The organism is Pseudomonas sp. PvP089 (assembly GCF_017875165.1).
GTDB lineage: Bacteria > Pseudomonadota > Gammaproteobacteria > Pseudomonadales > Pseudomonadaceae > Aquipseudomonas > Aquipseudomonas fortuita.
Window position 1 is genome coordinate 3993076 of the sequence record NZ_JAGGME010000001.1, and the last position, 14192, is coordinate 4007267.

Genomic DNA, 14192 nt, shown 5'->3' on the forward strand with positions numbered 1-14192 from the left:
CCTGCTGTAGCGCAGGTCGAACATGCCGATGTGCGGTATGGTTACCTGTCAGGCAGATGCTGATTTACCGGAGACACGCATGCTTCGCATTTTTGAACGCTGGCTAGACCCCTTCCCCCCCGACGAGGTACCGCCGCCGCCAGTTGGCCTGCTGCGCTTCATGTGGGCCTGCACCCGGGGCGCCCGCGGCTACATTCTTGCCCTGGCACTGCTCAGTGCCGGGGTGTCGATTTACGAAGCCTGGCTGTTTGCCTTTCTCGGCCAAGTGGTCGACCTGCTCTCGGCCTGGCAGGCCGGTGGCGCGGCAAGCACACAGGAAAGCCACGTACTGTGGGGGATTGGCATCGTTCTGGTGACCAGCATCGGGCTGGTGGCCCTGCGCACCCTGGTGCAGCACCAGGTGCTGGCAATCAATCTGCCGTTGCGTCTGCGCTGGGACTTCCATCGCCTGATGCTGCGCCAGAGCCTGTCGTTCTTCTCCGACGAGTTCTCTGGCCGGGTTACCACCAAGGTGATGCAAACGGCGCTGGCGGTGCGCGAGGTCTTGTTCACGCTCATCGAAATCCTGCCCGGCATCGGTGTGTACTTCATTGCAATCATCGCCCTGGCCGGTGGCTTTGCCTTGAAGCTGATGCTGCCGTTCATTGCCTGGCTCGTGCTGTTCGGGCTGGCCATGCTGTATTTCGTGCCCCGCCTGGGCAAGGTCGGGCAAGAACAGGCCAACGCACGGTCGTCGATGACCGGGCGAATTTCCGACGCCTACACCAACATCACCACGGTAAAGCTGTTCTCGCACTCCAAACGCGAAGCGCACTTTGCCCGCGCGGCCATGGAGGACTTCAAGCAGACCGGCTTTCGCCAGATGCGCCTGGTCAGCCAGTTCGAGATCGTCAACCAGGCACTGGTGGTGGGCTTGATCTTTGGTGCCGGCGGCTACGCGCTGTGGCTGTGGCACCAGGGCCAGGTCGGCACTGGGGCAGTCGCGGCCATTACCGCCATGGCCCTGCGTATCAATGGCATGTCGCACTGGATCATGTGGCAAATGACCTCGCTGTTCGAGAACATCGGCACCGTGCAGGACGGCATGGCCACCCTCACCCGCGGTCCCAAGGTACAGGATGCGCCAGGTGCCACCGAGCTGGTAACCCGCGGCGGCGCGGTGAGCTTTGACAAGGTCAGTTTCAACTACAACGGCGAGCGCCAGGTGCTCAACGACTTGAGCCTGCACATTCACCCAGGCGAAAAGGTCGGGCTGGTCGGCCGCTCTGGCGCCGGCAAGTCCACCTTGATCAACCTGCTGCTGCGCTTCTACGACGTGGACAGTGGCGAAATCCGCATCGATGGGCAGAACGTCGCCAAGGTCACGCAAGACAGCCTGCGCAGCGCCATCGGCATGGTCACCCAGGACACCTCGCTGTTGCACCGCTCGATTCGGGATAACATCGCCTATGGGCGCCCGGACGCAACCGACGCCCAAATCCGCGCCGCTGCAGCCAATGCACAAGCGGATGGTTTTATCAGCCAGCTCAGCGACCGCCAGGGCCACAACGGTTACGACACCTTGGTGGGCGAGCGCGGTATCAAGCTGTCCGGCGGCCAGCGCCAGCGCATCGCCATTGCCCGGGTAATGCTGAAGAACGCGCCGATCCTGCTGCTGGACGAAGCCACCAGTGCGCTGGACTCGGAAGTGGAAGTGGCCATTCAGGAAAGCCTGGACGAAATGATGCAAGGCAAGACCGTCATCGCCATCGCCCACCGGCTGTCGACAATTGCCGCCATGGACCGGCTGATCGTGATGGATGAAGGGCGCATCATCGAGCAAGGTACACACGCCGAACTGCTGGCGAAGAATGGCACCTATGCCCGGCTGTGGCAGCACCAGAGTGGTGGGTTCCTGGGTGAAGACCAGGGCGTGGCCGAGGTGGTTGAATAGGCTCAGCTGAAGCTGACGCGGACAGTGTGGGAGCAGGCGACGCGAAGGATGGCACCGGCTGCGCCGGTGTTCGCGGGCATGCCCGCTCCCACAGTGGTCGCGCGTGCGCCAGGCCAGCTATCGCAGCTCGGATCGCAGCGGGCTACCTGCGGTATGAACGCCTCAATCCAGCACCGGCCGCAACAGCGCCTGCGCCTCATAAAGCGGTGGCAGATAGCGCAAACGGATTTCATCAACACTCAACCGCGAAGCGTGGGTTGTGATGGTCAGCGTCGCTTTCAACTGACCGGCCCGGTCCAGCAACGGTACACCCAGCACCCGCATGCCGATTTCAAATTCCTGATCAACGATACAGAAACCCTGCCCCTTCACCCGCTGCAACTCCGCGTCCAGCTGCGCCCGGTCTGTCAGCGTATAAGGCGTCAACGGCCGCAGGGGGTTGCGTGCAAAGTACGCCTCCCGTTCCCCCTCACCCAGCCAGGCCAGCCAGATCCGCCCCCCGGCCGTGCAATACATCGGCACCCGCGAGCCGGGCCTGATCGACAACGAAGCCACATGGCTATAACGGCTGCGCACCAGGTGGATGATTTCGTCCCCATCGCGGGTACCCACCGACACATGTTCCTGGGTCTGGCGCGCCACCTGCTCGATGATCGGCCGCAGCATGCGCGGCAGTTGCGCCGAGTCCACATACGCCTGGCCAATACGCAAAGCCTTGGGTGTCAGCCAGTATTCGCGGCTGTCGGTTTCGGCAAATCCCTCGTGCACCAAGGTCAGCAAAAACCGCCGTGTGGCGCTGGGGGTAAGGCCAGACAACCTGGCCGCCTGCGGCACGCTGAGGCGTGGCTGCTCGGCGCTGAACAATTGCATGAGGGCCAGGCCTTTCTGCAACCCGGCGATCAGGTCCCGGGAGTGGATGACGGACGTGTTCATTGTTTTGGCTCATAACGGGTTGCAAAACTGCCGTTCACTGCGATAACCGGCTCATGATTTCGATTATCGCACTAAAAGCCCGATCAGCGCATTGTTGACGCCCCCGCCCGTGCAGCACGCTTGCCTCCACAACAAAACAATAAGGAGGTCAGCATGATTCGTGGTTCCACTGAACTCGTCGCAATCGTCGGTTCGCCCATCGCCCAGGTGAAGTCCCCCGAGAACTTCAACACCTGGTTCGCCAGCAACAACTGCAACATCGCCATGCTGCCCATCGACCTGCACGAAGCAGCGCTGGGCAGCTTTGCAGACAGCCTGCGCGGCTGGCAGAACCTGCGTGGTTGCGTGGTCACTGTGCCCTACAAACAAGCCCTGGCCAACTGCCTGGACGGCCTGAGCGCGCGCGCGGCCGCCCTGGGGTCGGTCAATGTGATTCGCCGCGAGCCTGGCGGGCGCTTGCTGGGCGACAACGTGGACGGCGCCGGCTTCCTGGGGGCTGCGCGCAAGCATGGCTTCGAGCCGGCGGGCAAGCGGGCCTTGGTGGTTGGTTGCGGCGGAGTCGGCAGTGCCATCAGCTATGCACTGGGTGAGGCCGGTATTGCCAGCATCACCCTCCATGACCCCAGTGCTGCACGCTTGGGCGCGCTATGCGAACTGCTTGGCAGGGCCTTCCCCGGGCTCGGCATCAGCACGCAGGTCAGCGGGCTTGAAGACTTCGACCTTGTGGCCAATGCCTCCCCCGTCGGTATGGGTACAAGCGCAGAGCTGCCATTGTCTGCCGCGCTGCTGGCAACCCTGCAGCCCGACACCCTGGTCGCCGACGTGGTCACCTCGCCCGAGATCACCCCGCTGTTGCACCGGGCTCGGCAGGTTGGCTGTGCGATCCAGACTGGCCCGGAAATGGCCTTCGCCCAACTGGGCCACCTCGGCGCCTTCATGGGCGTGACGCCACTGGAGATCTGAGGCCATGGCCACTATCGAAAACACACAGCAGCGCTTTGACCTTATTGTGCTGGGCAGCGGCGCCGGAGGTTTTGCCGCTGCAGCCACGGCAGCGCGGCGCGGGCTGAAGGTGCTGGTGGTGGAAAAGGCCGAGCACTTCGGCGGCACGTCGGCGATATCCGGCGGGGCGGTGTGGCTGTATGGCACCGACCAGGCCCGCGCCGCCGGTGCCAAAGACTCCCCCGAGGCCATGCGCACCTACCTCAGGCACGTTATCGGCGATGGCTACGAGCCTGCATTGGCAGACGCCTTCATCGAGCAGGGCCACCAGGCGCTGCGCTGGCTGGAACAGCACACCGAGCTGCGCTACGCCCTGCGCCCGCACTCACCGGATTATTACCCCGATGCGCCCGGCGCCACCCAGTTTGGTCGGGCGCTGGAAATGGTCGAATACGACGGCAAGCACCTCGGCCCGCGCTTCAAGGACCTGCAGATGCCACCGCCCGGGATGCTGCTGTTCGGCGGCATGATGGTCAACCGCGTGGATATCCAGCATTTTCTCAGCATACGCCGCTCACCCAGGTCGCTGTGGCACTGCCTGAAACTGATGGCGCGTTACGCTCGGGACCGCCTGCAGCACCCACGTGGCACCCGACTGACTACCGGCAACGCCCTAATCGCACGCCTGGCCACCAGTGCCTTCGCCCATGGCACCCAACTGTGGTTGCGCAGCGAGGCCCTGGAGCTGATCGTTGAACAGGGCGTGGTCACGGGCGTGGTGGTACAACACGAGGGGCGCCGTGTGCGGGTACTGGCGCGTGGCGGTGTGGTGTGCGCCATGGGTGGGTTCGCGGCGGGCGCGCTCGCCGCTGGCTACCGGCCCGCCCAGCCAACACCGCACCTGACCATGTCGCCCGCTGCCAACGACGGCGCTGCCCTGCGCCTTGGCCAGGCTGTGTCGGCAGCCCAGGGCGAGGGCCTGGCGGCCAACTTCTTCTGGGCGCCGGTTTCCGAACTGCGCCATGCCAGTGGCGAGCGTGAACGCTTCCCGCACCTGGTCACCGACCGCGCCAAGCCTGGCGTGATCGCGGTAGACCCGACCGGGCGGCGCTTCGTCAACGAGTCGGACTCTTACCACCACTTCGTGCAGACCATGTTCGCCAACGGAATTGCCAGCTGCTGGCTGGTCTGCGATGCCGAGGCCATGAACCGCTACGGCCTGGGCCTGGCGCGGCCTAAACCGGTAAACAACCAGGCGCTGATCGACGCCGGCTACCTGTACCAGGCCGCAACACCAGAGGCCCTGGCCCAGGCCATCGGCGTTGACCCACAGGTGCTTGCGCAAACCCTCGAGCAGTTCAACGCAGATGCCCGCAATGGCATCGACCGCGCGTTCGGCAAAGGCGGCAACAGCTACAACCGCTACATGGGCGACCCGCAACACACCCCTAACCCGTGCCTGGCGCCACTGGCAAGCGGGCCGTTCTACGCCATTCGCATTCACACCGGCGACCTTGGGTCGGCCTGCGGCCTGGTGACCAACGCCGATGCCAATGTACTGAACCGCAGCGGCCAGCCGATTGCCGGGCTGTACGCGGTCGGCAATGACATGAACTCACTGATGAAAGGCACTTACCCCGGCCCCGGCATCACCCTGGGCCCTGCGCTCACCTTCGGCTGGCTCGCTGCCAACCACATCACCGCGCGCCTGCAGGCGCCGGCCACCCAAACGGAGACCTCTGCATGTACTACGAATTGAGAACCTACACCCTCGACCCCCTGAAAATGGCCGACTGGCTGGCCCTGTACCAAAGCCATGCGCTGGAAGTGCAAAGCGAACACCTGGGTAACCTGGTGGGCTTTTTTACCAGCGAGTTTGGCGACGTGAACCAGGTGGTGCACATCTGGGGCTATACCAGCCTCGATGAGCGCATCGCGCGCCGCGCCGCGATGGCAGCAGACCCGCGCTGGGCAGAATTCTCGCGGCGCAACCGCGAACTGGGTGCGGTAGTACGCCTGCAATCGCGACTGATGCGGCCCACCGGCTTTTCGCCGCTGAAGTAAACCGTAAGCGACCTTCTATCAACCCCTGAGCGGAACCCCTGCATGCAACCCCTCGAATGTGACGTACTCGTCATCGGCTCCGGTGCTTCTGGCCTGGCAGCCGCCGTTACCGCTGCGCATCACGGCCTGCGCGTGATCGTTGCGGAAAAAGCCAGCCAGCTGGGCGGCACCAGCGCCTGGTCGGGGGGCTGGCTATGGGTACCGCGCAACCCGCTGGCCATTGCCGAAGGCATCGTCGAAACCGACGATGCCCCAGAACGCTACCTGCGTGCGCAAACCCACACCCACGAGCTGGACCCACGTCAGCGGGCATTCCTGCGCTACGGCCCTGAGATGGTGGCGTTTTTCCAGCAGCACACTGCTGTGCAGTTTCAGTCCGGCAGCCGCATGCCCGACATGCGCGAAGGTGACGGCAGCGTACACGGCGGCCGTTCACTGTGCGCACTGCCCTACGACGGCCGCCTGCTAGGGCCCTGGCTGCACAGGCTGCGCCCACCGCTGGACATCGTCAGCCTGGCCGGCATGGGCATTGCCGGCGGCACCGACATGGCCGCCTTTTTCAATGCCACGCGCTCGTTCAAGGCAGCGTTGCATGTAGGTAAGCGCCTGCTGCGCCACGGGCGCGACCTGCTGCTACACCGACGCGGCCAGCAACTGGTCAATGGCAACGCACTCGTGGCACGCCTGCTGCGCAGCGCCCTGGACCTGGGTGTGACGCTGCTGACCGACAAGCCGGCCAGCCGCCTGTTGGGAGAAGGCCGGGTCAGCGGCGCGCTGTTTGCCGATGGCCAGGCGATTCACGCACGCCGGGGTGTGGTGCTGGCCTGTGGCGGCTTCCCGCACGACCGCCAGCGCATCGCTCAATTGATGGCGCATGCGCCGGATGGCACCCGGCATTACTCTGCCGCGCCCAAAGAAAACAGCGGCGACGGCCTGCGCCTGGGCGAACAGGCCGGTGGCCTGGTAAGCACCGAGCTGGCCCAAGCCGGCGCTTGGGCACCGGTTTCGCGGGTACCACGCAAAGATGGAACCTTCGGCCATTTCCCGCACCTGATCGACCGCGCCAAACCCGGCTTCATTGCCGTGCGCCGCGATAGCCGACGCTTCGTCAACGAAGCCGATTGCTACCATGACTTCATGAACACACTGTTCGCTGCCACGCCGCAAGGCGAGCCGCCTGAAGCCTGGCTGATCTGCGACCACGCGGCGCAGCGCCGCTACGGCATCGGCTGGGCCAAACCGTTTCCCTTCCCTACCCGCTTTTACCAACGCTGTGGCTACCTGCACAGCGGCGCTACGCTGGCACAGCTGGCGAAGCGCTGCGGGATCGATGCCGGGCAGTTGCAGCGCACTGTGGACGGTTTCAACCACTTTGCGGCACAGGGTGAAGACCCGACCTTCCAGCGCGGCACGTCGGCCTACAACAGGGCTCAGGGTGAACCGCAGCAGGCACCCAACCCGTCGCTTCGGCCCTTGCTGGAGGGGCCGTTTTATGCGGTTAAACTGCTGCCAGGCAGCCTTGGCACCTTCGCCGGCCTGGGCACCGACGCCTCGGCCCGGGTGCTGGACCACGCGGGGCAGCCGATACCCGGGCTGTTTGCGGTGGGTAATGACATGCACAGCGTGATGGGCGGGTATTACCCGAGTGGTGGTATTACCCTTGGCCCGGGGATGACCTTTGGGTATCTGGCCGGTAGAGCGTTAAGTGGCCTGCGTTCACAGTGAACACCGCAAGGGCTGGTTTTCATAAAGGCTGCCCATGCGCCTGCTCTACCTGAGCCACCTTGGGCGGCTGTTGCAACAACCCTCGCGGCAACCGGAAGCTTTTGAACGGTTGCTGGGTGATGGGATTGAAGGCTTTTTCAGCATTCAGTCGATAGCGCATCACGCCATCACCGGTCCGGAAGCTCAGGTCTACGCTGGTTGGCGTCCGCCCATTGAGTGAGCCGCGGCTGAGCAAGCGGAACATCGACCACGGCCCGCGGTACTCCAGGCTGCTGCTGTTACCGTTCTGCCTCAGCAAGGTAAGGTTGCTGCGCACCTGCTGCCCCAAAGTATTGGGCCAGACGATCCCGGTGATCTGGCTCGGCCCATGGGTGTAGGAAATCAGCTGACCATCGAGGTCCAGCAGACTGGTGCGCTGGTTAGCGCTGAGCCCCAACGGCTCGATGCTGAACTGCACACTCAACTTGCCGCGCTGGTCAAAGAAGGTTTCGCGGATGCGATCCGCCAGCTCGAGTTGCTCGATCACGTCGGCGCGAATCAAGGATTGCCCGTGCTGAGCGGATTGCAAGGCCTCAAGGTTCTCCTTCAGGAAGACCTCCAGGTATTGATCATGAAACTGCTGCAGCCTCCCTTTCGGCCCGAAGAACGCCTCGAAGTCATCGAGTGAAGCATCGGGTGCCTTCACCATAAAGGGATAGCGGCCTGCCAGACGTTGCTGGAAGAAACTGTAAACCTCAGCATCCCAACGCCGCTCCAGTTCGCGCAGTGCTTCAACGTTCAGCACCTGGGCGGTCTGGTCGGCGAGCTTTCTGACCTGGTGGTTGATGGGCTCCGGCAAGCCTGTGGCAATACGTTGAAGGGTGCCTATCGGGTCATGCCCGGTCATCGCAAAGCGCTGATGCACAGCTTGCAGTGCGGCCTTGCCGCGGTCCGGGCTGTCCTGTACGGCCTTGGCGTAGTCCAGCACGGCCGCAACAGCGCCGAGGGTTTCATCGTAGTAGCTCGGCTTTTCTCCTGTGGCCTGCAGCATCGCGCCCAAGCCTGCAAACGCCCGCTGGATGGCCAAGGCTTGCTGTTGCTCGGGTTTGCGCGTTGCTGAGCGCAGCGTATTCAGTTCACCCGTTATTTCAACACCAGCCGGGGAAGCGAGTGAGGTGTTATCCCTCACCGTATCCAGCAGCCGCTGCAAAGGTGCTGCTGGGCCGGTCAACTGCTGCAGGACCGTGACACCATGGTCCAGATCACGGAAGTCGGCGACGGTGAATGCATTCAAGGCGCGTCGCCAGCTGTCAATGTAATCGGCGCTGTAGAGGTTATGCAGCCGTTCGGTCAACGCATTGCGGTCGACGTCCGAATAGTCGAGTTGGCTGCGCTCGCCCAAGGCCCACTGATCGACCATCGCCATTTCAGCGAACCGCTGGCTGCGCGGCTCGAAGTATTCCCTGAAGCCTTTGGCGGTAAGCATGGCGGCCAGCAGTACCTCCTCCTCCCCATGCCTGGCCCCGGAAGACGGCTGGTACACCACATCGAACGCAGGCCCTACCTGGTGGCGCAGGTCCAGACCGCTGTGCAACTGCTCTTGCGCCTGTTGCTTCAGCCCTGCATAGACCCGCTGTGGCAACGGCAATTTGCGCAATGCCTGCTGCACTTCGCTGACACGCTGGCGGTACTGCGGCAAATCCGTGTCTGCATAGGCCAAGGCGTACTTCAAATGCTGCATGAGGTCACGCTGCAGTTGCCCTTGCCCAGGAAATGCCCGTTGCCAATGACGGGCCATCCAGTCCTCGACCCATTCGGGCCGGCGGCTGTCGCGGTCCTCGATCATCCGGTAAACCCTGAGCGCGGCCATTTGCTGCTCGCTGCCAGAAGGTGCTGCGTTCATGGCATCGATCACCCCACTGGCCAACGCCGGCAAGAAACGCCTGGACAACAAGCTCAGGTACGCCTCATCAACCAGGGGGCCAATGTTGCGCCCTTGATACAGACCAAAATCGGCAACACCCAGCCACGCCGCGCGATAGTCGCCAAACACCGCCACCGCATCGCGAATCTGGTCCAGTGGCTCCAGCAGGTTGCGCCCGGTCGGATCAAGCCGCAGATCGACTTCGTGACGGCTGTACTCCTGGCTTTTGGCGAACACACTGGCAGCCTTGGAGCTATTGATATCGAAGTAGCGCTGCCAGCTGGCGATGGCGATACTGAACGCCAGGAGGCCTACGCCAGAACCAATCCACAGCAATTGGCGCTTGCTGCGCGCTACCCGGACGTTGTCGCCCGCCAGGCCGGCCTCCTGATAGATAACCCGCCTGAATGCTTGCTGGATGAAATAGACCAACGCCTTGCCCTGTGCCTTGCCCTCACGCAGGGGAAGTTTCGTCTTGTAGGGCTGTGCCGCTTCACGGACAAATGCATTGCTCATGTCGCCGTGCTGCACCACTGACGACCAATACACACCACGTACCAACGGTGGCGTGGTGAAACGGTCACTTGCCAAGGCTTCGCGCAGAAATGCCAGCAGTATGGGTCGCAACCCGACCAGTTGGGCTTGCAGTGAGAACAGGCGCCCGCGCGGCGCTGTTTTGCCCAGTACGTCCAGGCGATCGATCACCTGCTCGTTCAATGTGGCGAGAAGCTGTCCGTAGTGCTCGTCATACTCATCCAGCCAGGCATCGAACGCCTCAACTGCATCCAGCTTGAACGTGAATCCCAACAGGCTTTCACGCTTGGCGGCGGGAAGCTTGCCGTAGAACTGATCGAAGCCGTCCAGCAGATCGAATTTGGTCAGTACCACGTACAGTGGCAGGCGCGACCCCAGCTGGGTGCTGACTTCGTACAGGCGTGTGCGCAACCCATGGGCCAGCGCGACGCGTTGGTCGGGCTTGCCATTCAACAGCGCCGGCAAGTCGACGACCAGCAACACACCATTAAGCGCCCGCTGGCTTCGATTACGCACAAGCCAGCTCAACAAGTGCTCCCACAACCGGGCCTCGGTACCGAGCGTCGCGAAGGGTTCAGACTCGGAGGGGTCGTTGGCGGCCGAACCAGCCGGGGGCTTTTGACTGATGAAGATACCGGGCGGATCAATGATCACGGCATCGTCGCTGACCCACCAACCGACCGGGTAGGCCAGTGCTTCAGCCTGTCGACCCCGTGCCTGGGCCTGGTCGATTCGCGTCAGGGTAAAGCGCTGATCGGTGCGGTCGATGAAGCTGGTTTTACCCGATTTTTCATCGCCCAACACCAGGTACCAGGGCAGCCGGTACAGGGCGCGTCGCCCACCGGCATTGTCGAGGTATCGCTCAAGCCCTTGGCTCAACGCCTTCTCTTGCGCCTGCATGAACGGTAGCGTGCCATCCAGTTCGACGGCGCGTGCCTGCCGGCGTTCTGCTTGCAGGCGGCGTAAGCGCCGGCGCACCACCACAAGCCAGCACAAAAGCGGCACCAGCACGAGTACCAGGCTTGCCACGCTGCGATGAGCCACACTTGCCAGCGGCTGTTGCTCACGCCACATCCATTGCGGGCCAAGCCACCAGATAGCGACCAGCATCAGCAAGGCGCCAAGCCCAAGCAGCAGCGGCAGCGCCAGGCCAATGCGCGTTACCCACGGCAAGCCCCAACGTTTGAGTTGCGTCCATATTTGATTCATCGAGGCTCCTGTTCCTTGTCTTGAACTGCCAGCGATGGGGATGTCGCGTACTGCTGAAGCCGCTGGAACACTTCTGGCTCCCACGCGCTGGCGGTGGTTTGCTGCATCGTTTGGGCAACGCTGGCGCACAGGTTCTGGGCCAGCCACGACACCCCCCGCGCGGCCAGCAGGTCGGCAGCGATCACGGTGGCGTGGCAGCGCTCACGGGGAGCACGAAAGCCCGCTTGCAGCCCTTGCAGCCTGAGGAGCACCGGCTCTACACCAGTGGTTTCCAGCTGGCTGACCAGCTCCTCGCGCAGGCCGCCAAACTCGTGGGAGGTTGAACTTTGCTCGGAGGGCCCTTGCATGCCTTTGAGCCAGGCCAGGCATTGGTCGTCGACAAACACCGTGCCGTCACTGAAGCACAACTGCTGCAGCGCCGGCATTCGCTGTACAAACCGGGCAGTCGCACAACGGATGGCTTCAGCCACCTCGCCCATCGCCAGCCGTGCGGCAACGGTCGCAGCCAGAAAGCTGCCACGAATCCAGTAGGGGCAAGCCGTCACGCTTTTTTCAATACGCTGAAGCAGTGCAGGGTCAAATGCCGTACTAGCAATGGCCTCTTCATAGACCCGCGTGATATCCAGCGGAACCGCCATCAATTCCGTACGGTTGCCCTGCCTGGCCGGGGGAGCAGCCTGAATGTGCGCCCACAACCCAAAACGCCGTAACTGGTAGCCAGTAGCGTCATAAGGGTCCTGCTGGTTGATGAGCTCGGCCATGGCGAGCACAGCCCGCCGTGTCTCACGCTCATTGCCCATCGACAGGTGTGACGCGGGTGTGGCGATGACGTCGGCCAGCGGCGCAGGTTTCACGCTCGCCGCCGGTGGCTTGGGTATCGCACCCTCGCCGACACCGTTGGCGAGCTCTATGTGCTTTCGCAGCAGGCGCCCCAATTCGTCGAGAACAGCTGCCTCCAGCTGTGCCGTGCCCTGTTGCTGCAGGTGGTTGAACGCCGCCTGCGCCGCCGCTGCATGAGTAGGACTAAAGGTGAAACGGTCAAGACGCGGTAGCGCCTCGACCAAGCGGCTGACCACCAGGCCAACCAACTTGCGCTTGCCCAGAAAGCCTTTCGGCCCAGGCTTGGGATGAGCAGTTTCCCAGTAGCACTCGATCATGCCGGCCAACAGCGCCAAGCTGAATCCCCAACGCTGCCAGCAGCCGCTACGCAGCCATGCGGCACTCAGGTGCGCAACAATTCGCAAATGCTTGCATTGCTGGCTCAGGTACTGTCGGGACGCTTCTTCGATGTAGACCCAGTCGATCGAGGCGTCCTGCAGCCCACCCAGCTTGACCATTTCCTGGTCTATGGCCTGGTAGGTTTCGTCCTCGACATCGAACAGCCCGGCAGGCACCGCTGGATCAATCGGTGCGAGCAGCCGAGCGACTTCGGCCGCGGATACCTGCGCTACCACCGGCATGTGCTTCGCGCCTGGCTGATCAGCGGATCCAGGCCTTGAGCATCGAAGGTCAGCCCGTCGACCTCGCCGTGCTCACTCACAACCTCGATACGCTGGGCACCGATCAGCTTCCTGATCTGCTCGATGGCTGGCAGGCCCCGCCCGGCATCGAGCACCTGCCCGTTCTCCATCACCTGCCAGGACGTCTCACGGGTAGACCAGCCCTCCCCGGTCAGCCGTACCTTGACCCAACTTGCATCGATCGGGCGCCTGGCAATCAGCTGTAGCCGGGAGATGGCCTGGATGCAACTGATCGCCATGTAGGTACGTTCATCACCCGATGCAATGGCGGGTGCCGAAATCACGAGCGCTGGTGCGCCTGGGCTGTCCTGCGTCTGGCTGCCGATGCGAAACGTCAGGTCATCCGGTGCCCGTGCAGCTTCATTTGCCATCACGCGCAACACACTGGGGGCCTGCTGCTCCGGTGCTGACCACTGTCGCTTTGGTGTGTACGCAGGCGTGCCCGCGGCCTGATCGAAACAGGCCAGTCGCTCGACGTTGGACACAATCCGGGGGCAGTCCCGCGTGGGCCCCGCCAGCACCGATTGCAGACAAAACAGCAACGAGAGACCAGCGCCATATGCACAGCGGTTAATCATCCTGAACTTACTCTCTGAAATAGTACAAACGGCCTATATTATTACGGCGCGAAATTTCCTACAAAAAAATGCCAATGCACATATGCGCATGCCGCCAACTCGAACACATCCAGCGGAAGCCTAGTACAGAGTTCCGAATGCACACAAACAAATATTTACTTACATCTTCACGCTCGACCACCGGACACTTTTCCATGCATGGTTTTTATAGAAGGCGGGCAGCCAGCCCGACCAATTAAACATATGCAGGAAACTTCCTACAAGATCACAACAACATTAAACACAACTTGATTCTAAATCTCCTACAACTCAACAGGGAGTTACGTACTGATGTCTAAAAGCACGGGATCCGTCGCACCTAAAGAACGCGTCAATATCAAGTATGTCCCCGCGACGAGCAATGAGCAGGCTGAGGTGGAGCTGCCCCACAAGATGCTGGTTCTGGGCGACTTTGGCCTGGATGACAGCCGTGCGCTTGAGGACCGCCAGGTCGTGCGCATTGATAAACACACATTCAATAGCGTGTTGAACGACGCCGACGTGAGCCTGGACGTGTCTGTGCCCTCCAGGCTCAGCACCGCCCCGGATGCCGAGCTGGCGGTCCACCTGCAGTTCAGGTCCATCAACGACTTCGGACCGGACCGGATCGCGCGCCAGGTGCCTGAGCTGAACAAGCTGCTGGAGCTGCGTGAAGCGCTGGTCGCCCTGAAAGGCCCGCTGGGCAACGTCCCCGCCTTCCGCAAGCAACTGCAGCACCTGCTTAACAACGAGCAGACCCGTAAACAACTCGCCCAAGAACTGGACCTGGTGCTTGAAGCACCCGACAAAGACTGAGACAACGGAGCGTCCCC

Annotated in this window: 10 protein-coding genes; 6 read left to right on the plus strand and 4 right to left on the minus strand. The window is 62.6% G+C overall.

The genetic code is table 11. The annotated features are described in order from the left end of the window. Nucleotides 1-79: 79 nt before the first annotated feature. Nucleotides 80-1933: an ABC transporter ATP-binding protein gene (locus J3A71_RS18330; protein WP_016486130.1), complete on the plus strand. Its 1854-nt coding sequence runs from the start codon at nt 80-82 to the stop codon at nt 1931-1933. 162 nt (nt 1934-2095) lie between these two features. Here the strand turns inward: J3A71_RS18330 and J3A71_RS18335 are convergent, their stop codons facing one another. Continuing rightward, nucleotides 2096-2866 (minus strand): IclR family transcriptional regulator, encoded by a 771-nt coding sequence (locus J3A71_RS18335; RefSeq protein ID WP_016486129.1) that lies wholly within the window; start codon nt 2864-2866, stop codon nt 2096-2098. A gap of 153 nt (nt 2867-3019) precedes the next feature. On the opposite strand from J3A71_RS18335, the gene J3A71_RS18340 reads away from it, so the two are divergent. Genes J3A71_RS18340 through J3A71_RS18355 form a run of 4 tightly spaced genes read left to right on the plus strand, consistent with a single transcriptional unit; the run spans nt 3020 to nt 7597 of the window. Continuing rightward, nucleotides 3020-3829, plus strand: coding sequence for a shikimate dehydrogenase (locus tag J3A71_RS18340; protein WP_209953084.1), 810 nt, complete (start codon nt 3020-3022; stop codon nt 3827-3829). 4 nt (nt 3830-3833) lie between these two features. After that, complete coding sequence (locus J3A71_RS18345; protein ID WP_016486127.1) at nt 3834-5567, plus strand: FAD-dependent oxidoreductase; 1734 nt, start codon at nt 3834-3836, stop codon at nt 5565-5567. Next, nucleotides 5552-5872, plus strand: coding sequence for an NIPSNAP family protein (locus tag J3A71_RS18350; protein WP_016486126.1), 321 nt, complete (start codon nt 5552-5554; stop codon nt 5870-5872). Before J3A71_RS18345 ends, J3A71_RS18350 begins: the two co-directional genes overlap by 16 nt. A gap of 42 nt (nt 5873-5914) precedes the next feature. Further along, the gene (locus J3A71_RS18355; RefSeq protein WP_096425935.1) at nt 5915-7597 is read left to right on the plus strand and encodes an FAD-dependent oxidoreductase; all 1683 of its coding nucleotides are present in this window, start codon (nt 5915-5917) and stop codon (nt 7595-7597) included. A 19-nt stretch (nt 7598-7616) separates the two neighbouring features. Here the strand turns inward: J3A71_RS18355 and tssM are convergent, their stop codons facing one another. Genes tssM through vasI form a run of 3 tightly spaced genes read right to left on the minus strand, consistent with a single transcriptional unit; the run spans nt 7617 to nt 13341 of the window. After that, nucleotides 7617-11243, minus strand: coding sequence for a type VI secretion system membrane subunit TssM (gene tssM, locus J3A71_RS18360; RefSeq protein ID WP_096425934.1), 3627 nt, complete (start codon nt 11241-11243; stop codon nt 7617-7619). Beyond that, complete coding sequence (tssA, locus tag J3A71_RS18365; protein WP_209953090.1) at nt 11240-12703, minus strand: type VI secretion system protein TssA; 1464 nt, start codon at nt 12701-12703, stop codon at nt 11240-11242. Before tssA ends, tssM begins: the two co-directional genes overlap by 4 nt. Next, complete coding sequence (gene vasI, locus J3A71_RS18370) at nt 12691-13341, minus strand: type VI secretion system-associated protein VasI (RefSeq protein ID WP_172455913.1); 651 nt, start codon at nt 13339-13341, stop codon at nt 12691-12693. Before vasI ends, tssA begins: the two co-directional genes overlap by 13 nt. Nucleotides 13342-13671: 330 nt before the next feature. Here vasI and tssB point away from each other — a divergent pair, with 330 nt between their 5' ends. Continuing rightward, on the plus strand, nt 13672-14175 hold the full coding sequence (tssB, locus tag J3A71_RS18375) for a type VI secretion system contractile sheath small subunit (RefSeq protein WP_096425933.1): 504 nt from the start codon (nt 13672-13674) through the stop codon (nt 14173-14175). The last annotated feature ends 17 nt before the right edge of the window (nt 14176-14192 follow it).